The organism is Agarivorans sp. 2_MG-2023, assembly GCF_030548085.1.
Lineage (GTDB): Bacteria > Pseudomonadota > Gammaproteobacteria > Enterobacterales > Celerinatantimonadaceae > Agarivorans.
The window spans coordinates 262822-282535 of sequence record NZ_JAUORQ010000005.1 but is presented as its reverse complement, the minus strand read 5'-3'; the positions used below and the strand labels follow the sequence as shown (position 1 = coordinate 282535).

General features: G+C 45.3%; 18 protein-coding genes. 10 read left to right on the top strand and 8 right to left on the bottom strand.

Annotated features, from left to right (window positions below; all coding sequences use genetic code 11):
* Positions 1-79: 79 nt before the first annotated feature.
* Positions 80-973, bottom strand: a complete 894-nt coding sequence (locus tag Q4549_RS09905; protein ID WP_303511490.1) for a LysR family transcriptional regulator — start codon at positions 971-973, stop codon at positions 80-82.
* 129 nt (positions 974-1102) lie between these two features.
* On the opposite strand from Q4549_RS09905, the gene Q4549_RS09900 reads away from it, so the two are divergent.
* Entirely contained in the window at positions 1103-2317 is a 1215-nt protein-coding gene (locus tag Q4549_RS09900; protein ID WP_303511492.1) for a DUF3179 domain-containing (seleno)protein, read from the top strand.
* A 208-nt stretch (positions 2318-2525) separates the two neighbouring features.
* Positions 2526-4352 carry an ABC transporter ATP-binding protein gene (locus Q4549_RS09895; protein WP_303511493.1) on the top strand — a complete coding sequence of 609 codons (1827 nt, stop codon included), beginning with the start codon at positions 2526-2528 and terminating at the stop codon, positions 4350-4352.
* Between the two features lie 44 nt (positions 4353-4396).
* Here the strand turns inward: Q4549_RS09895 and Q4549_RS09890 are convergent, their stop codons facing one another.
* Positions 4397-5029 (bottom strand): hypothetical protein, encoded by a 633-nt coding sequence (locus Q4549_RS09890; protein WP_303553235.1) that lies wholly within the window; start codon positions 5027-5029, stop codon positions 4397-4399.
* A gap of 140 nt (positions 5030-5169) precedes the next feature.
* Here Q4549_RS09890 and Q4549_RS09885 point away from each other — a divergent pair, with 140 nt between their 5' ends.
* Positions 5170-6429, top strand: a complete 1260-nt coding sequence (locus Q4549_RS09885; protein ID WP_303553232.1) for a sensor domain-containing diguanylate cyclase — start codon at positions 5170-5172, stop codon at positions 6427-6429.
* A 48-nt stretch (positions 6430-6477) separates the two neighbouring features.
* Here the strand turns inward: Q4549_RS09885 and yegD are convergent, their stop codons facing one another.
* A complete protein-coding gene (gene yegD, locus Q4549_RS09880; RefSeq protein WP_303553231.1) occupies positions 6478-7845 on the bottom strand; it encodes a molecular chaperone in 1368 nt (455 codons plus the stop codon).
* 90 nt (positions 7846-7935) lie between these two features.
* Positions 7936-8364, bottom strand: a complete 429-nt coding sequence (locus tag Q4549_RS09875) for a hypothetical protein (RefSeq protein WP_303553230.1) — start codon at positions 8362-8364, stop codon at positions 7936-7938.
* A 159-nt stretch (positions 8365-8523) separates the two neighbouring features.
* On the opposite strand from Q4549_RS09875, the gene Q4549_RS09870 reads away from it, so the two are divergent.
* Positions 8524-8862 (top strand): hypothetical protein, encoded by a 339-nt coding sequence (locus tag Q4549_RS09870; protein WP_303553229.1) that lies wholly within the window; start codon positions 8524-8526, stop codon positions 8860-8862.
* 13 nt (positions 8863-8875) lie between these two features.
* On the opposite strand, the gene Q4549_RS09865 is transcribed toward Q4549_RS09870, so the two are convergent.
* Together Q4549_RS09865 and Q4549_RS09860 are read right to left on the bottom strand one after the other, a co-directional pair.
* Positions 8876-9784: a transglutaminase domain-containing protein gene (locus Q4549_RS09865; protein WP_303553227.1), complete on the bottom strand. Its 909-nt coding sequence runs from the start codon at positions 9782-9784 to the stop codon at positions 8876-8878.
* A 13-nt stretch (positions 9785-9797) separates the two neighbouring features.
* The gene (locus Q4549_RS09860) at positions 9798-10670 is read right to left on the bottom strand and encodes a GyrI-like domain-containing protein (protein ID WP_303553226.1); all 873 of its coding nucleotides are present in this window, start codon (positions 10668-10670) and stop codon (positions 9798-9800) included.
* Positions 10671-10859: 189 nt separating this feature from the next.
* On the opposite strand from Q4549_RS09860, the gene Q4549_RS09855 reads away from it, so the two are divergent.
* Together Q4549_RS09855 and Q4549_RS09850 are read left to right on the top strand one after the other, a co-directional pair.
* Positions 10860-11762, top strand: a complete 903-nt coding sequence (locus tag Q4549_RS09855) for a DMT family transporter (protein WP_303553225.1) — start codon at positions 10860-10862, stop codon at positions 11760-11762.
* A 120-nt stretch (positions 11763-11882) separates the two neighbouring features.
* Positions 11883-12128, top strand: a complete 246-nt coding sequence (locus Q4549_RS09850; protein WP_137674062.1) for a DUF2498 family protein — start codon at positions 11883-11885, stop codon at positions 12126-12128.
* Positions 12129-12132: 4 nt separating this feature from the next.
* Here the strand turns inward: Q4549_RS09850 and Q4549_RS09845 are convergent, their stop codons facing one another.
* Positions 12133-13770, bottom strand: a complete 1638-nt coding sequence (locus Q4549_RS09845; protein WP_303553224.1) for an alpha-glucosidase — start codon at positions 13768-13770, stop codon at positions 12133-12135.
* A 466-nt stretch (positions 13771-14236) separates the two neighbouring features.
* Here Q4549_RS09845 and Q4549_RS09840 point away from each other — a divergent pair, with 466 nt between their 5' ends.
* Positions 14237-16567 (top strand): starch-binding protein, encoded by a 2331-nt coding sequence (locus Q4549_RS09840; protein ID WP_303553223.1) that lies wholly within the window; start codon positions 14237-14239, stop codon positions 16565-16567.
* A 60-nt stretch (positions 16568-16627) separates the two neighbouring features.
* On the opposite strand, the gene Q4549_RS09835 is transcribed toward Q4549_RS09840, so the two are convergent.
* Positions 16628-18310, bottom strand: coding sequence for an FAD-dependent oxidoreductase (locus Q4549_RS09835; protein ID WP_303553222.1), 1683 nt, complete (start codon positions 18308-18310; stop codon positions 16628-16630).
* Positions 18311-18551: 241 nt separating this feature from the next.
* Between Q4549_RS09835 and Q4549_RS09830 the strand changes: the two genes are divergently transcribed.
* The 3 genes from Q4549_RS09830 to Q4549_RS09820 are packed head-to-tail and all read left to right on the top strand — an operon-like array spanning position 18552 to position 19705.
* A complete protein-coding gene (locus Q4549_RS09830; RefSeq protein WP_137674058.1) occupies positions 18552-18851 on the top strand; it encodes a helix-turn-helix transcriptional regulator in 300 nt (99 codons plus the stop codon).
* A gap of 19 nt (positions 18852-18870) precedes the next feature.
* A complete protein-coding gene (locus Q4549_RS09825; protein WP_303511512.1) occupies positions 18871-19299 on the top strand; it encodes a YeeE/YedE family protein in 429 nt (142 codons plus the stop codon).
* The gene (locus tag Q4549_RS09820; RefSeq protein ID WP_303553221.1) at positions 19292-19705 is read left to right on the top strand and encodes a YeeE/YedE family protein; all 414 of its coding nucleotides are present in this window, start codon (positions 19292-19294) and stop codon (positions 19703-19705) included. Before Q4549_RS09825 ends, Q4549_RS09820 begins: the two co-directional genes overlap by 8 nt.
* Positions 19706-19714: the final 9 nt, after the last annotated feature.

Sequence of the window (19714 nt, the reverse complement as noted above, 5' to 3'; positions counted from 1 at the left end):
GTTAAGATGGGCACAGTGTAGGCAAACCGTCAGCCGCGAAAAATCCCTCTCGATGCAATGCATTGTTCCAATTTATGAACTAATTAAACTTCGCTTCTAAAAAACGTTGTAGCTTGTCGATAAATATCCTCACCTTGGCTGGCAAGAATTTTCTTGAATGGTAAATGGCATAAATGTAGCCACTCAGTTGCTGCGGCTGGGCGTAAGCTTTTACTAGTTTACCTTGTTGCACTAACTCTTTAGACAACATATGCGGGACCAAGGCGATGCCTTTATCTTGCAAGCATAAATCTAAACCCAGTTCGGGATTTTGCACACTAAAGAAGGGGGAAATAGCTTGCTGAACAATCTCGCCTTGGTAGTCAAAACGCCAAAAGTGAACCGGTGATTGAGATACAGAATTGAAGATAATCTGATGTTTTTCTACATCGCTGGGTTGCTGGAGTAAACCATGTTTAGCGATATAGGCAGGGCTTGCATAGTAATCGTATTCAACAATGGATACACGACGGGCAATCAGCGAAGAATCTTTGGGTTCGTCAACATGAAACATAATGTCGTAGCGGGTGGTGGTTTGATCTTCTTGGCGTCCTTCGCTGCTAAACGCTTCAAATTTTAACTCGGGATAGTCGTTAATCATCTCTATTACCACTGGCCAAAAAACACGTAACAGGGTATTGGGGATAAAGATGCTTAAGGTACCGCTGGGTTCGTCGTTTTGCTGCTGGGTATCTTGCTCTAAACGCTTAGCTTGCTCGATTAAACTCTGGCAACCTTGCAGATAGTTTTCACCCACTTCGGTAAGGCTTAACTTGCGGGTAGTACGGGCCAGCAGTTGCACACCAAGGTGTTTCTCTAGGTTGGTGATGCGTCGACTAATGGTTGATTTTGGAATGTCTGTTGCGTCAGCCGCTTTGGTAAAACTACCGTGTTTAGCTAACTGAACAAATAGATCCATATCTTCTAAATTCACCTGGCGATCCTTGCAAGCTTGATTTGTTCCATTATATGCAACAAAGGGTTTTGATGTCGTGGATTTTTCTCATTGTTCACAAATCCTACACTGGCTGCAGTTTAATGAGTTTATCGAATTGAGGTGTATATGTTATCTAGTGTATTGATTGGTGCAGGCTTGGCGGTGGCGATGTATTACGCCTTCATTATTTTTATGGAATTAGGCGACTTTGGCCAATGGGTGGTGAAGTCTACGCGGAAAAAAACGATGCGGGCCTGGCACAAGCGTAAAACCTTGAGTCGCAATACCTTAATCAGCTTGGCTGTTGCTTGGTTAGGGTGGCTGTTGCTGGCTAGTCACATTTCATTGTTAATGATGCTGGTGGTGAGTGCCATTATCTTAGTGATGTATTTCTCTGGGGCGATTAATCCAGACATTATGATGCGCGCTCGCCAAGAAAATGCGGTATTTTTAAGCCCTGAGCAAGCTGCACAGTTTTATCGTGATGATGAAAGTGTAATTGTTTATGAGCATAACGGACAAGCACGTGCTCATTCAGATAAGCAGCTGGTGCGTCCGCATGTGGTTGGTGACCAAAAACATGGTCAGTCTAATGTTGTTATGACCTATTGTGGTTTAACAAATTTGGGCATGGCGGTAGTGCCAGAGATTAATGGCCAAGCTTTATCGCTACGCCCGGTGCTGCAGTTAGAAAACAATTTGGTAATGGCTGATGCCAATACCGACCAACCCGTACAGCAGCTTTGGGCTCGCAGAGAATGCGATATTAATGCTGGGATTGACGGCGAAATGCAGCAAGTGGCAACGTTTAGAATGCCCTTTGCTAAGTTTAAACAGGCTTACCCAGAAGGCTTGGTATTTGTGAACGACTACCAAGAAAAAGGCATGCGAGTGACCTTTTGGGAAAACCCAGCGGTATTTTTATACGACCGAATGATTGAGCTTATTTTTGGTCTAGCGATTAATGCTCAACACAACTTAGACAAACCGGTTTTTCCTACTATTAAGCATGTTGATAAACGCTTACCTAGCAAGCGTTTGGTATGGGCTTTTAATGTGGGGGAACACTACATTGCCTACACCGAAGAGTTTGTTGTAAGCCAAGGTGGTGTGGTTAACCTGGTGGTTGATGGGCAAAGCATTGTGGTGAACTATGACCAAGAGATGCAAAGTTTAGGGGTGTTTTACAACCCCAGCAAACAGCCCGTTAAACAACTCGATTTTGCCGGCTATTTAGAAAATGGTAAGCAGTTGCAGCGTGTTGAAACGCTAAAAGCAGGGATCTTTTGGATTGTATGGGCAAACTTCTTTCCTCAAACCGAGCTAAACCCCACTAAATAGTGAAGACATTGATCGCTAGGTGGCAATGTAATAAAGGTCAAAGTGCTTTCTTTGACCTTTTTCTCAGTGGCAATGGGCGTTTTATTGGCAATGCTAATAATTTGTCGCTTATTGGTCAGCAAGGCTGCGCATCACTGACTAATTGCGCTACAGTACAATCACGAGTTAATTCGTTGTAACCCTGAGATTTATTACAAGGAATGTTTTAATGTTTAGTTTTTTTGAGCGGCTTACGGTCGCTTTCCCAAAACAAGAGCCTGAGCAACCCCCTAAAGGTTTATACCAGTTTTGTATGCACTATTGCGCAGGTATGGGCAAACCACTGTTAGTGATGTCTGTTGTCTCGGCGTTAATTGCTATTTGCGAAGTCGCCTTATTTGGCTTTATGGGCCAGTTAGTTGATTGGCTGGGCACTAAAGATCCTGCCACCTTCTTAACTGAAGAAGCCAGTAGCTTGTGGTTAATGGGGATTACCTTATTAATTATTATGCCGCTGCTGATTTTGTTGGATTCTTTAGTGATTCATCAGGCCTTGTTGGGCAATTTCCCAATGGCTATTCGCTGGTCAGCTCACCGTTACTTATTGCGTCAAAGCGTGAGCTTTTTTGCTAACGACTTTGCTGGTCGAGTTGCTACTAAAGTGATGCAAACGTCTTTGGCTGTGCGTGAAACCGTAATGAAGCTGTTAGACCTGATGGTTTACATCTTAGTGTACTTTTTCTCAATGCTGGTGCTGGTCGCACAAGCCGATATTAGGCTTATTTGGCCAATGCTGTTGTGGTTGTTGGCCTATATTGCGATTCAATTGGTGTTTGTACCAAGGCTTAAGCGGATCTCTACTGAACAGGCCAATGCCCGCTCCTTAATGAGTGGTCGTATCGTTGATAGCTACACGAACATTGCTACGGTAAAACTGTTCTCGCATAGCCAGCGTGAAGCGGATTATGCTCAAGAGGGCATGAATGGCTTCTTGGTTACTGTTCACAAGCAAATGCGTTTGGTGACAGGGCTTAACTTTTCGGTGCAGTTATCTAACTATTTACTGACCTTTGGTATCTCGGCTTTATCTATTTATTTATGGACCTTAGGCGACGTATCGGTAGGCGCGATTGCAGTGGCGATTGCTTTGGTCTTGCGCCTTAACGGTATGGCGCAGTGGATCATGTGGGAAATCAGTTCACTGTTCGAAAATATTGGTACGGTAGCCGATGGCATGACCACCTTAACCACCGAACAAACCATTACCGATAAAGCGGATGCTAAACCGATTAAAGTGACAGAAAGCCGTATTCATTATCAAGATATTCGCTTCCACTATGGTGAAGAGAGTGGCGTGATTGATAAGCTGAATTTGAGCATTAAAGCCGGTGAGAAAATTGGTTTAGTAGGGCGCTCTGGCGCGGGTAAAACCACCCTTGTAAATTTACTACTGCGTTTTCATGATGTAGAGGGCGGCGCTATTTTGATCGACGATCAAAACATTAGCGAAGTGACCCAAGACAGCTTACGCGCCCAAATCGGCATGGTGACGCAAGATACTTCGCTGCTGCATCGCTCGGTGCGCGACAATATTTTGTATGGGCGACCTGATGCTAGCGAAGAGCAAATGATTACCGCTGCCAAACAGGCCAAGGCGCATGAATTTATTTTAAGTTTGACTGATCAAGATGGTCGTACTGGCTACGATGCACACGTAGGTGAGCGTGGAGTTAAGCTCTCGGGCGGACAGCGCCAGCGAATTGCGATTACCCGTGTTTTGCTTAAAGACGCGCCTATTTTGGTATTAGACGAAGCTACCTCTGCGTTGGATTCAGAAGTGGAAGCGGCGATTCAAACCAGTTTGAATCATTTGATGGAAGGCAAAACCGTGATAGCGATTGCCCACCGTTTATCTACCATTGCCGCGATGGATCGCTTAATTGTGCTCGACCAAGGTGAAATTGTTGAGCAAGGTACTCATGCTGAGTTAATTCAAGGTGATGGTATCTACAGCCAATTATGGTCACATCAAACGGGTGGCTTCTTGGGAGAGTAAGTTGCTTAGAGAATAAGCGAGGCCAGCCAGTGAGCTGGCCTTTTTTATTGCCTAATGTGTCGCTGTTTAAAACGCGGTGTTTTAGGGAGCTCTAAGCGAAGCAGTAATGATTGGTTTTGAGCCGATGTTTGTTCTACTAATTGAGCGGTGACTTTTAAGCTACTGGCTAGCTGATTGAGTTGGCTGGTGGCGGTAATTACTGCCCGGCTGGTGGGGGCCAGCACCGTAAAATAAATGGCCACTAAAGCCACGATAATAATCACTACTAAGGCCGCCAAGATAATCACTACCCAACGCTGAATATTGCCAGATAGTTCATCGGCCAGTTTAATCACCGGCTTGGTGCTTTGGCTCACCGTATTGGGCAGTTGTTTTAAGCTGGTATCTAGTTGAGTGCTGAGCTGTTCAACGGCTAAAAACGCCCGTTCAAACTGTTGCTGTTGTTGCTCGCTCATCTCTGGGTTTGCCGCTAATTGGTCGATGCTAGCAGCAATGTCGCTAAGTGCTTGCGATGCTTGCAGAGCTGCTTGCTCTATACCCACTACTTCTACATTTAACTGCATGTTTAGTTGGGGAGGGGCGAGTTTTGCTGCTTCGGTGTCGTTGTCAGCTGCGCTGAGGGGGAGAATGAAACTTAAACCAATAAACAGCATTGCAGTTTTGATCACAGCTAACACTTTGTGTCCTTACCAAAAGAATCGCCACAGAGTATTTAAATGTAACAGTAGTATTAATTAAGTGATAGTTAAGCGCGCTTATTTGAGTTAGCGCTAGAGCCTGACTACGCTTTAAAGATACTTAGCAATAGTAGGTACTTATGGGTAAGGTTAGTGATATTAGCGCTTATTATGGAATGGTGATTCATCGTAATTTTGTGCCCTTGTTTGCTGACGACCGTTATGCCCAAATGTTTGGATACGAATCCGCTGAGCAAATACTGGCGCTACCTTCACTGCTCGAACTGATTGCTGAAGACGATCAGCAAGAGGCGATTAATGCCTATGAATCGGTTATCAGTGGCAAAGCTAGACCAAAAATCCGCGTCTTTGAAAACACCAAAAAAAATGGGGAGCAGTTTTCGGTGCTCACCATTGACCATGTTACCGAGTGGCAAGGCCAACCCGCTTTGCAAATTACTTTGGTGGATTTTTCTCAGCAGATAGAAGCCGAGAAGAAGTTACATGCTAGTGAACAACGTTATCGTTTGTTACTAGAGTCGTCGCTACAAGGCATTGTGGTACATCGTTTTTTTGAGCCGCTGTATTGTAATCAAGCAATGGCAAATATTTTGGGTTACGACAGCCCGGAAGCGGTGCTCAAGCTAAGTAGCTTGCTGTCGTTAATCCCCGAAGAAAACCAACAAAAAGCGATTCAGCTACATGAGCAATTGATTCAAGGCCGAGTCGAAACTAACAGTGTAGTGACTGAAAATGTCCGTCGAGACGGTACCTCTGCTTGGATACACATCAGTGAGGCGGTAGTCAGTTGGAATGGTAAACCTGCGGTGCAGTCGGTAATGATGGATGTAACACAACAACATCAAGATCAGCGCCGTTTGGAGTTTCAGGCTAATCATGATTCCCTCACTGGTTTAATGAATCGTCGCTCAATGAGTAAAACCTTGATTGAGGAATATGCAGTGAGCAAACGCTCCCTTCAACCGTTATGTTGTATATTGCTCGATATTGATAACTTCAAGCAAATCAACGACCAGTATGGTCATTCGGCGGGTGACGAAGCACTGCGGATTTTTGCCATCGAAAGCCTAAAAGTATTACGCAACGGAGACTATCTAAGTCGCTGGGGCGGCGAAGAATTTTTATTGTTGCTACCTAATACCTTACAAGAGCAAGCGTTGATTATTGCCAATCGAGTACGCGAGCATTTAGCGAGTTTTAAGGTGGAAGCTGAGGCTAGCGTGAAGTTTTCGGCAACCGTAAGCATGGGCTTAGCCATGCTTACGGTTTACGATGTGAGCCCAGAGGCGTTAGTTGCGCGAGCAGATAGTGCCTTATATCTTGCTAAAGAAAAAGGCAAAAACCGCGTGGAATTGGCTCCGCAGGTTTATGAGTTATAAGGCTCAAGCAAGTATGCGATTAGCCTGCAGGTTTATCAGTTATTGGGCTTAAGAAAAAATGTGATTAGCCCACAGGGTTAAGCCACTGGTGACACTACCAAAGTTATCACCACTCACTAACGGCGCTTGATAGCGTTGTGCCAAAAAGTTTTTAATCATCGGTGAGTTAGCACTACCACCGGTTAAAAATATCGCATCGGGTTGGCAAGCAGCTTGGGTAATAACATCATCACTTAACATGGCGATGCTGTTAAGTAAGCGCTCGGCCGCTTGTTGATAAGCTGTTTGCTCAACCGTTACTTCGAGCTGTTCTGCTAAATAACTAAGATCCACTACGCTTTGTTCACTGCTGCTTAAGGCTATTTTGGCTTGTTCTGCAGATGCACTCATTTGGTAGGTTAATCGCTCATCGCTGAGGCGCAGTAAACCTTTAAGGGGCGATAATTGCGGCTCTTTGAGTAAGCGTTGTAATAACAAGCGGGTATCTTTCTCATAAAAGCGAGTTTGCGCTGGAAAATCGTTAATAGCGGCGGCATCCCAAAACGGTTTAATAGGCATGGGTTGGCCACTGGCCAAGTGAAGTTTTGCACCAAGGCTTGGCATTAAGGTTTCAAAGTTGAGGGCAATATCAAAGTCATTACCACCAATTCGCTCGCCGTTGTAACCCAGTACTAGATTGTTATGATCGCGAGTAGCGAGATAATCGGGTCCCATTACTAACATTGATACGTCACTGGTACCGCCACCAATATCAATCACTAGTACGCGTTTTTCTTCGCTTAACTGTTGCTGATAGCTAAGTCCGGCCGCCATGGGTTCGAACAAAAACTCAACTTGCTTAAAACCGGCAAAGCTGGCGGCATTGTTTAAAATAGAAATGGCTTGTTGATTACTCAGATCGCTGTTCAAACCTTGGAAGTTAACCGGACGGCCAATCACCACTTTTTCTAGCTCAGCTTGGCCGGTTTGTTTTACCTGCTCAGCAATGTGCCACATCATAGCGGCGGCAATGTCTTCAAACTGCTGCTGTTGACGTTCGCGAATACCACTTGCGCCTAAAAATGATTTGGGCGAGCGCACGTAATAACAATCGGCGGGGTCGATAAGATATTCTTTAAGTGCTTGTTGGCCAAAGCTTAAATGCTCATCGTAACCATCTAACTTAAGTTCTTTGATTGAACGTAAGCTGGCGCTTAATTGGTTTACGCGGGCTTGTTTGTAACGCTCGGCTTTGCCTTGCTGCTCTAGTTGCTGATAGAGCCAGCCACAAATCATTTCTGATTGGGGGGCAAATAAGGTTGAGGACATGTAGTTACCGTGTTCGGGTAACGCCACCAACTGTGCTTGTTGGTCCTGCATGATGCCTACGGCACAGTTAGATGTTCCAAAGTCGAAACCAGCGATAGATTGACTCAAGGTAGGCGCCTCGTACTGACAAAAAGGCCGCGCAGGGTAGCAAATTTACTGTTGCGGGTACAGCAGCCTAAGCGGCTTTATTGTAGCCGTTTATAAGGCGAGATCTGCATCGACCAGCGTGAGCAGGTAGTTTTCTTTGCTATTGCTACTTATCGTATGTTGCCAGTCTTGGTCTGTGACTTGTTGGTATACCGTGCGCATACCGTCGCCTAAATCAGCTTGAATAGTGAGTTGCTCAAAGCTAGCTGAAGGCGGGTTAGTAGCATTAGCAATATCAACAAACTCTAGCAAGCTGCGGCGTTCGCCGGGGGCGATAGTGCCGCTAAAAGGGCTAGCGCCAAGAGTCATAACTTGCTGATTAAGCGTAATGCTGAGGCTGAAGGGGTAATTACTCAGGTTTTCGATGGAGTAACTACTGTGCAGCGTGTAGTTTTGGTCGGTTAGTGGTTTGTCGCTATTGCAGGCAGTAACACCCAGCAATACTGCTAGCCAAACAATGTTGTTTTTAACGCTAAACATTTAACAGTGCTTCGTATGGTTCAAGACTCGCGGAATATACCTTAAATATGTTTTTTGTCAATTTGATTTATCTCCCTTTTTCCGTGGCATGTTGATGGGCTTTTGATTTAAAAATAGACTATTCCCGGTAACGCTGAGGCGCGGAAAAAGGTAGAATCTATGCTGCTTAATCAAGCTATTGATAAAAATGGAATTTATTTAGTCATGTTGTTGCAACAAGTTTTAGACGTTATCGAGTTTACAGATAGTGACCAGTTGAGTTCGGCCATTGAGCAATTTAACCATCACGGAGTGCTGCGCAGTGATTTATTGCCTTTTATGAGTGTCGTGTTTGAAAAAGCACCAGAGCAACTGGCCAAAAAGCTCAGTGCGGTAGGGTTTAACGGCGACATTCAAGTTGCTCAAGTAGACAACAAGCTCGGCGAGGCAAACTTTTTAGTATTCGACAGCTTACGTTTTGGTTTGTCGACTGCATTAGAGTGGAGCGAAGCCTGCTAGTATGCCTAAGCACTCAGGTGAGTGGCAGAGGTTCCTTGGTTGTTAGCTCAGCAAGCAAGCTGCTAATGCTTTGAGCCTTTCTCCAGTTCCAGTTTTTAGGTAGAGCCACCTTAGGGTGCTGACTTAGTTCAATGGCTAGTTGGCTATTGGAGGTCGCGCTGGCCATGGCAAGTGTATCTAATAATTCAATGTCATGGGTTTTAACGCTGTGATGTAAGTAGTGCGCTTGTAAACCCCAACCACAGTCCCACGCCAATAGTTCCATTTTACTCAGGGCAAAAATGTCTCTGATTACATTGCCCTGTATTATCGGCCAACCCTTAAAACTCAAAATGCCGTGTTGCTCGCTGAGCTGAGGATTTAGGCGGCAGTCTTGCCAAGCTTTTCCGGCAAAAATGAACTGTTCTTGTGGAACATCGAGCGGGTCAAATTGAATATTCAGAATATCTTGTTGAATAAGGTCTAGTTGGGCGTCCACCATCACCCAGCGCTGTTGTGATTGGTGCCAGTATTCGCATATCCAGTGGTCTTCAAATTGGTAGATACCTAGGTAACGCGCAAAGCCGCAACGAGCCCGCGCGGCGATCCCTTGGCTGCGTAGCAGGCTTACCAGCAGTAAACTAAAATCTCGGCAATTTCCCATCATTCGCTGCCGTGGTGCTTTAGGCTGAAGTGCTGGCTTGCTGCTATGACTTAACCAGCGAAGCTTTTGTTCCACGTTCCGTGTTTGCAATTCGTCTAAGCGGGTTTGAAAAGGCATGGTTAGCTGATAGTGCTCAAGCCAGTAGGGGTGAATCAAGTTTTGTTGAACTATGGTTACTAAGCGTTGAATATCAGAGCCGCAATCTTTAGCTCGCGCTAGGTAATGCTTAGGATCGCTGATTGCGCTATGGCTGGTGTAGTAAACAGTGGGCAGATTCATGGATAGATCCCGTTTATAGCGAAGCTTGAATGGGCAAATAGATGTCGGTGTTTAAGGCGTCTGGCTGAAGGTTTTGTGGTTGCTGATCTAGATAAAACTCTAAACACACACTGTCGCGCAACTGGTAGTTGGCTAGAGGCAGCCAATGCAATAACAACACTTGGTAGCTACTCAAAATGTGCTGGTAAGCGCCATGGTGCCTTAATTTTGCATAGGTGCCTGCGGGTAACTGCTGCTGTTGTAAACCTAGCTCTACCAATAAATTCGCTGGCAGAGTGTTGCTTTGGCTTAAGCAAGCGTCAAAGCGAATTTGCTCAGAGTGAGTCACGCTAGGGTCATCGTGAGGCAAACCAATTAACTGGCTATCCTCAATTGCGAGGCCGAGTTGCTCACAGCGCTGAAATAGACCTTGGCAAGCTAGCGGAGCAGCCTCTAAGTAACGGCCACTGGTGCGATAACTGAGCACTGACATGGCAGGGAGTTTTACCACTTCTACCTCAGCAGCCGATAAGGGGGTATGGGAAGAAAGTATTGGCTGCTCTGATTGCGTTGTCACACTGCTCTTTTGTTGCCTTGCCTGATTTGGGCTTTGCGCAAACTGCAATTTAAAGGCTTTGTTATAGGATGATTGGTTTTGATAACCACTGCGGTAAGCTATTTCACTTAGAGCTAAATCGGTGTATTGCAGGTGCTTAATGGAGCGCTCAAGCAATAAGCGTTTTCGATAGGCATAAATGCTCTCGCCAACATAAGCTTGGAATAAACGACAAAAATGAAAGGCTGAGAAACCAGCGAGTGACGCAAGCGTAGCGATATCTAGCGCTTGGTCTAGAGTACTTTCGATATGCAGCTTTACTTGGCGAATGCGCTCACTTTGGCTTGTCATTTTTTGCTCAAGTCATTGATTTGAGATCAGTTTAGCCAGATTCAGACCAAGATTCTTTTCCATTCTTGCGCAATATAGAGATTTTGTCGCAGGGCTATAAATACAGTCGCATTAGTCGCTATTTAAGGCTAGCGCTAGCCAGTTATGCCGCATACACTTGGCGTTTTAGTCGTAAATATTAATGTCTTGATGAAAACACAAACTAAAGCCTATGCCTTTGGCATTTCAGCGGTGCTGATGTGGTCTACCGTAGCCACCGCATTCAAACTTGCGCTGCAATGGCTTACTCCAATTCAATTGGTGTTATTGGCTTCTATTAGCTCTATTTTATTGCTGACTGGCGTATTGCTATGGCAGCGAAAACTACCTTTGGCTTGGGTTTACGCTAAACAGCGGCCGGGCTTTTTTCTGTTGGTAGGAGCCATAAATCCTTTTCTTTATTATCTGGTGTTGTTCAAAGCTTACGACTTACTACCCGCCCAGCAGGCGCAATCACTGAATTACACTTGGGCAATAACCCTGGCCTTATTGGCGGTGCCTTTTTTAAAACAGCAATTACGAAAACAAGATGTAATCGCCATGGCCTTAGGGTATTTGGGCGTACTGGTGATAGCCACGCGAGGAGACATACTCGCCATGCAGTTTGATAGTGTTCCGGGGGTATTACTGGCACTGTTTAGCACCTTATTGTGGGCCGGTTATTGGATCATTAATACTCGAAATAGCGGGGATCCTGTAGCCAGTTTACTGGTAGCCTTTTGTTTTAGTTTGCCAATGGTGTTGCTGTATTGCTGGTGGAGTGATGGGCTACCCACTTGGAATGCCAAAGCCTGGCTGGGGGCCGTATATGTTGGGTTATTTGAAATGGGCATTGCTTTTGTTTGCTGGGTGCTTGCGCTTAAATTTACTCATAACACCGCTCGTATAAGTAACCTGATTTTTATCTCGCCATTTTTGTCCTTGTTTTTTATTGCCTATTTTCTAGGTGAACAGATTGAACCGGCCACTTACATAGGATTGTTGTTAATAATTAGTGGCTTATTGATTCAGCAATGGCGTGGTAAAACCAAGCCCTTAAACGCTGATAAATAGTTGCGTATTTTGTTATTTATTTAAGCTGAGAAAAGCGCCACAAGTTTTGATCTTAGCGCTATTGCCGGTGGATGCATCTGTGTATGCTAAAGCTCAACATTGAGCGATGATCTAGGTGTAATGACTAAACAAACCATAAGCCAACAAGCGCTGATTGATATAGCCAATCAGCTACTTCGCGAACACGAAGACTACATTCCCGGCATTGAAGTGCGCGACATTTCCCAACATGGGGATGTGCTTACTTTTAAAGGCGAAGCCTTTTTAGACGATGACTTACTGCCTACCACAAATAGCCCAAAGGCCTTTAATTTGTATAAGTGGTTATGTCACCGCTTATCCGAGCAATATACTCTTAGCGAGTAAGTCTTTAGCTAGTGCTTAGCGCATAAACTATCGCTTGATAGGGCGCTAAGCGTAGTGCTTCTAAATCACTGACCAATTCATCATTCTGCTGAAGGTTATTTAGCACCACTTTTTCCACCGACAAATTCAATCTAATCTGTTGCTCTTGCTCACTCACATTCGCCACTACTAACAAGCGTTGTTGCTGATGCTGCCGCACATAAGTAAATACCTGTGGGTGTTCTGCTAATAGCAGTGCAAAATCACCGTAGATGAGCGTGTCTGAATATTCCGCTGACTTGCGTAAAGCAATGAGTTGCTGATAGTGGTAAAACACCGAATCCTTTCTATCTAGCGCATTCGCCACGTTGATATCAGAATAGTTAGGGTTAAGTGCTAACCAAGGTTTGCCCTGAGTAAATCCTGCGTTGACACTATTGTCCCACTGCATAGGCGTACGAGCGTTGTCTCTGGCGCTGGTATATACACCCTGCATAAACTGTTGGTGGCTGAGACTTTGTTGTTCTAGCACTTTTTCTTGGTAACTATTTTTTATCTCAATGTCATCGTAGTCATCTAGGTCTTCAAACCGTACATTGGTCATGGCAATCTCTTCACCCTGGTAAATATAGGGCGTGCCTTGCATCCCGTGCAGTAAAGTGGCTAACAACTTAGCGCTGCGCTCTCGGTATTGGCCGTCGTTACCCCATCGGCTAACAATGCGCGGTAAGTCGTGGTTGTTCCAGAAAAGCGCATTCCAACCATCGCCATCAAAACAGGTTTGCCATTTACTCATCACCGCTTTTAATTCAATAAGGTCAAAGGGCTGAACTTGCCATTTACCATGTATTGGGTGCCAATCTATCGAGGCATGTTCAAACTGAAAAACCATCGACAATTCTTGTCGTTGGGGGTTGGAATACAACTTGGCTATTTCTGGGGTGGCGCCCCAGGTTTCACCCACCGTAACGAGTGGTTTGTTGGCAAAACAAGCTTGATGCATTTGCTGCAGAAGTGGATGTAAGCGTGGGCCGTTTTCAGTAATGCCTTGGTCAATTTGTTTGCCAATTAGATCGATGACATCTAAGCGAAACCCAGCAACACCTTGCTCTACCCACCAAGAAATCATTTGCTGTATCTCTGTCGCTACCTTGGGGTTTTCCCAGTTTAGGTCTGGTTGGGCATCGGCAAATAAGTGAAAGTAGTATTGTTTAGTGGTGTTGTCGAACTGCCAAGCGGGGCCGCTAAATATTGAACGAATTTGGTTAGGTTGATCTCGCCAAATGTAATAATCACGATAAGGATTATCGCGGCTTTGTTTGGCTTGCTGAAACCACTGGTGCTGATCAGAGGTATGGTTCAATACCAGATCCATCATGATGCCAATATTATGTTGCTTGGCTGTGTGAATCAGCGTTTGCATGTCGGCCATGCCGCCAAAGCGTGGATCAATGGCTTGGTAGTCGGCAATATCGTAGCCGTTGTCTTTCATTGGCGAAAGGTAAACTGGAGACAGCCAAATTAAATCAATTCCGAGTTTTTCTAAGTAGGGGAGCTTACTGATTATTCCGCGAAGATCGCCGTTGCCATCACCGCTACTATCACAAAAACTACGCGGGTAAATTTGATAAACAACTGCTGAATGCCACCACTGCTTTTCCATTAGATATTCCAACAAACTTGGCTGTAAAGTGCCATTGTAAAGCTTTGTTGTACTTAGACATAGAGAAGAGCAGATAGAAATTAAAATGAAAAAACATAATTAACTATGGGTAAAAACACTTGATTAAGTGTTAAATATGGAAATTATTTACAGTTAAATAAGTTGCTTATCTTACTAATGTTACAAAATATCAGAATAATTGTTTGAAGTTTGATCGCTGTCAAACATCATCTATCGTATTGGTTTTTATTTGTGACTGATTGCTCAATAAATAAGCCGCCCTGCCCTTTGATTGAAAAATGAGCGTAGATTAGTTTTTGAGGTAAATTGACTACGGATAGTTAAGGTTAAGTTTTACTTGTGGTTCTCTCCAACAGTTGGTCTACCGCCTCACCGTAAAAAACACCATAGAGTGGCGGTGATGTATGTCTAAAGAGACGCTCAACGATTACATGGGAAAGTAACAATGAGAAAATTTAGCAAACTCGCCACTAGCGCTCTGCTAGCTGGTGCGGCGCTGGGCTATGCGTCCACCGCCATGGCGGCACCAAGAACCGCCTTTGTACACCTCTTCGAATGGAGTTGGGAAGATGTAGCACAAGAGTGTGAAACCTTCCTTGGCCCTAAAGGCTTCGCCGCTGTGCAAGTCTCTCCACCTAACAAGGTCATCGGCGGTAACGCCTGGTGGACCCGCTACCAACCAGTGAGTTATGCCTTTGAAAGCCGCAGCGGTAATCGCGGTCAATTTCAAGACATGGTGCAGCGTTGTAAAAACGTTGGAGTAGATATTTATGTAGACGCAGTGATTAACCACATGGCGGCCTACGACAGAAACTTCTCTGAAGTGCCTTACGGGCCGAATGATTTTAACTCTTGTACTAGCGATATTGACTACGGCAATCGCTGGCAAGTGCAAAACTGTGATTTAGTGGGTTTGAATGACCTGAAAACTAGCTCTGATTATGTTCGTCAGAAAATTGCAGACTACATGAATGACGCCATCGGTATGGGCGTTGCCGGTTTTAGGATCGACGCTGCTAAACATATTCCAGCCGGTGATATTGATGCCATTAAAGGCAAGCTAAACGGCAATCCTTATATCTTCCAAGAAGTGATTGGTGCTGGCGGCGAGCCGGTTCGTCCTACTGAATATACTTACATTGGTGATGTAACAGAATTTGCTTATGCTCGAGCGATTGGCCCAGCCTTTCGTGATAGCAACATTGCGTGGCTAAGAGACGTGAGTAACCAAATGGAGCTATCGAGTTCTGATGCGGTTACTTTTGTTACTAACCATGATGAAGAGCGTCATAATCCTAATGGCCCTATTTGGCATGGTGTACAAGGTGACGGTTATTTCTTAGCCAATGTGTTCACCTTAGCTTACCCTTATGGTTATCCAAAAATCATGTCGGGTTACTACTTTAACGGCGACTTTGATGCAGGCCCTCCAGGCAGTGGTGTACACACAGGTAACGCTTGTGGATTTAATGGCGGCAACTGGGTATGTGAGCATAAGTGGCGCGGCATTGCCAACATGGTGGCCTTCCGTAACCATACTGCTGGCGAGTGGCGAATCACCAACTGGTGGCAAGGTGGTAACGATCAAATCGCCTTTGGTCGTGGTGGTTTAGGCTTTGTTGTGATTAACAAACGTTATGGTAGCAACATTAACCAAAGCTTTGATACAGGCATGCCTGATGGCCAATACTGTAATATTATTGAGGCTGATTTTGATGAAAGCACCGGCCAATGTAATCAAGCAGCAGGCTCAAGTGGCCAAGCAACCATTACCGTAAGCGGCGGACAAGCTAACTTTACTGTAGGCGGTGATAGCGCGGCAGCTATCCACGTTGGTGCTAAAATTGGTGACGTATGTACTGGAGCAGATTGCCCATGTACCTCTAACTGTAACACCGATCCTAAGCCTGCTACTCCAGTAGCGGCTACATCAATTTGTACTTCTGAAAGCCTATCAACGCTTTATTACTGGGGCGCTCAACCTGCAGGAAGCCTAAGCGATGCAAGCTGGCCTGGTGTGGCAATGCAAACTAATGGTGACTTCAAGTGTCATGACTTGGGTGTAGAGCTTACTAGCGTTAACGCTATCTTTAGTAACAGTGGTGCAAATAAAACAGCAGACTTAAGTGTTGCTGGAGCTGGTTGCTATAAAGGCGGCGCGTGGAGCACTTTAGAGGCCTGTGGCTTTGAAATTACCGGTGGTGTAATCCCTGGTCCTGTTGGTGGCACTGAAGTGTGTTACGACAACCAAGCTGGCTTTAACAATCCAACGCTTTACTACTGGTCTGTTAGTGCAGAAACAGCGGTAGCTAATGCGCAGTGGCCTGGTGTAGCTATGGTGCAAAAAGACGGTTACTACTGTCATGACTTTGGAACCAAGCTAAGTAGCCTAAACATTATCTTTAATGATAGTGGTGCTAACCAAACCGGCGACTTAAATACTACTGGCGATAGTTTGTGTTATGCAGCGGGCAGCTGGGTAGCGTCAACTAACTGTGTAGGCGGAACTAATCCAGATAATGGCGGTGATGAAGTATGGTTCTTCCGTGGAACCGCCAATGCTTGGGGAAAAGCGCAGTTAGATTACGACAGCACGAGTGGCTTGTACTATACGGTTCAAAGCTTTAGTGGCGAAGAAGCACCAGCGCGCTTTAAAATTGATAACGGCAATTGGACAGAGGCTTACCCTACTGCCGATTACCAAGTATCAGACAACACCACTTACCGCATTAACTTTAATAGTGCCAGCAAGGCTATTACGGTAAACGCACAATAAGCATTTTTATGCGTCTCAGCTTTTGCCCGGTTTAATACCGGGCTTTTTTATAGCTGCAAGTTAAGCTTGGTTGGCTAACCAAGTTTTGTACCCACCGCTAAGGTTTTTGGCGGTAAAACCGTTATTAACCAGTTGACGATACGCCACGTTACCGCGTAAACCTACCATGCAATAAATCAATATTTCTTTATCTTTTGGCAGCTCGTTAATACGCTCGCGAAGCTGATCCACTGGAATGTTTATCGCGCCAGGAATCACACCCAGTTTGTCTAATTCGCTAGGGTTGCGCACATCTAGTATTAGCTGTTGTGAAGTGGCTTGGTTGAGCTCTTCACTGTGGCACAGGCGAGTATCCCCTTTAATGCTATTTGCCGCTACAAAACCTGCTTGGTTGACTACGTCTTTTGCGCTGCCAAAGGGTGGGGCATAGGTAAGTTCTAAATCTTGTAAATCAAATATACTTAAGCCCGCGCGCTGAGCTACGGCAATAACATCAATGCGTTTGTCTATGCCGTCTTTGCCTACCGCTTGGGCACCATAAATTGCCCCAGTTTTTGGGTGGAATAGTAACTTGAGGTTAATGGGGTGAGCGCCAGGGTAGTAGCCAGCATGACTGGCTGCATGCACGTACACTTTGTCGTAGTCTAGCCCTTTACGTTGCAAGGTTTTTTCATTTAAACCTGTAGAGGCCACGGCTACATCGAATATCTTACAAATAGCGGTGCCTTGGCTGCGTTTATAGTGTTCGCCCGCACCAAAGATATTGTTGGCTACCATTCTACCTTGGCGGTTGGCTGGCCCAGCTAAGGGAATCAGTGCTGCATCACCGGTAACAAACTCGGGGTCTTCAATGGCGTCGCCTACGGCAAAAATGTCTGGATCTGAGGTTTGCAGCTGGCTATTAACTTTTATGCCGCCTAATTCACCTATCTCAAGCTGCGCTTGTTTGGCCAAGCTCGTTTCAGGTTTAACGCCAATCGCCATAATCAACAACTCGGTTTCCAGTAATTCACCGTTACTAAGTCGCAGTTCTAAGCCGTGTTCGTCTATGGCTGCGAGTTCTTCGGCTGATTGTTGCTGGCTAGGGAATACCGCTTCTAGTGCCACACCTAAACGTAAATCTACGCCGTGGTGTTGCATTTCTTGGTGTAGCGGCGTGGCCATTTCACGATCTACTGGCGCCATTACTTGGGTTGATAGTTCAATTAAGCTGGTGCTAATACCACGTTGAATCAGCGCCTCTGCCATTTCAATGCCGATAAAACCCCCGCCAACCACTGTTGCGTGTTTCGGTTTATTTGCCTCAATATTGGCAATGATTTTGTCCATATCTGGAATGTTTCGTAGCGAGAAGGTCCGAGAGTTTTGAATCCCAGGGATGGGTGGAACAATTGGCGAAGCGCCTGGGCTAAGTACCAGTTTGTCGTAAGACTCTTGGTAGTTTTGTTGGGTCATAAGATCGCGAATGGTGACCGTTTTTTGTTTACGGTTGATGCTAACGACTTCGTTCATTACCCGTACATCTGCGTTAAATCGAGCTTTAAAACTCTCGGGGGTTTGCAGCAACAAGGCGTCACGCTGCTCAATATCGCCGCCTATATGGTAGGGCAAACCACAGTTTGCAAAAGAGATATAGGGGCCACGTTCCAGCATAATGATTTCTGCTTGTTCACTTAATCTACGCGCTCTAGCGGCCGCTGATGCGCCGCCTGCTACGCCGCCTATAATTACAATCTTGGTCATGTTGCTCTCCCACTATTTAAATCAAATAAATGTATAAACAAAGCTAGTGGTGACAGCCTAATCAAAGCCTGAGCGTCCACTGTTGATATAGATCGCTAGTGAGCCATTAGATGGCTCACTAATTTGCAATGACTATATATTAGTTTAATCTAATTCTCAATATTCTAATTAAGTTTTATTTAATTTAGATTTGACTAATCTAATGAGCTTTGTATAATTCCTACTAATTGAGGAGGTTTCAATGCCTGCAAGAAATGAGTTACATGAGCAAGCCAGTATGGTGAGTGAGTACTTAAAAACCATCGCTCATCCTGATCGTTTAGTAGTGCTGTGTTTATTACGAGAGGGTGAAATGAGCGTGGGTGAACTGCGTCAACATAGCCAAAATAGCCAGTCGGCATTTTCGCAGCACTTAAAAGTACTGCGTGAACAAGGTTTGGTGGCAGTGCGTAAGCAAGCGCAAACGGTGTTTTATTGTATAGCCGACCCCAAGGTGAAAACCTTGTTAGCCGGTTTACAGCAACAATTTTGTAGTGAATGAAATGAGCTTGGAGTAAGTAATGACAGATTTTACCCCTTGGAGTGCGCTCGCGGGCGGCATGTTATTAGGCTTGTCGGTCTCTTTATTAATGTTACTTAGTGGTCGTACTGGCGGTATTAGTGGCATTTTAGGGGGTATTTGGGGAGCCTCGCGCAATGAGTGGCCTTGGCGACTTGCCTTTATTGGCGCAATGGCCGCGAGCTTTTTATTTAACCCCTTATTGGGCTTAAGTGAGGCGGCCTTGCCTGATTACTCCTTGGCTTGGTTAATTGCAGGTGGCCTAGCGGTGGGAGTGGGGACTCAATTGGGGAACGGTTGTACCAGTGGTCATGGTATTTGTGGGATTGGCAGATTTTCTTTGCGCTCAATCGTGGCAACGCTAGTGTTTATGGCAAGCGCTGCCTTGGTTGTTTGGTTAACCGGTGGTTTAGGAGTTGCGCATGTTTAAAGTACTGGTGGGTTTATTGACTGGCTTACTATTTGGCCTTGGCATGAACGTGTCGCAAATGGTTAATCCTTACAAAGTGGCTAACTTTTTAGATGTAACTGGGCATTGGGATGCGAGTTTGGCCTTTGTGATTGGTGGTGCGCTATTAGTATTTGTGCCGTTTTATCACTTGCTGATTAAACCGCGCAGCCACGCGGTAAACGGTGAAGCTATTCAGTGCTCAACACAAAAAACACTTACGCCTAAGCTACTCATTGGCGCGGCTATTTTTGGTATTGGTTGGGGCATGGTGGGTATTTGTCCGGGGCCTGCTGTGGCGAGTTTATTACGCGGTGAAGCGGCGATTTACTGGTTTTTATTCAGCATGATGCTAGGCCACTATGCGAGTAAGCGAGTCTTTAAGTAAGTTGAAAGC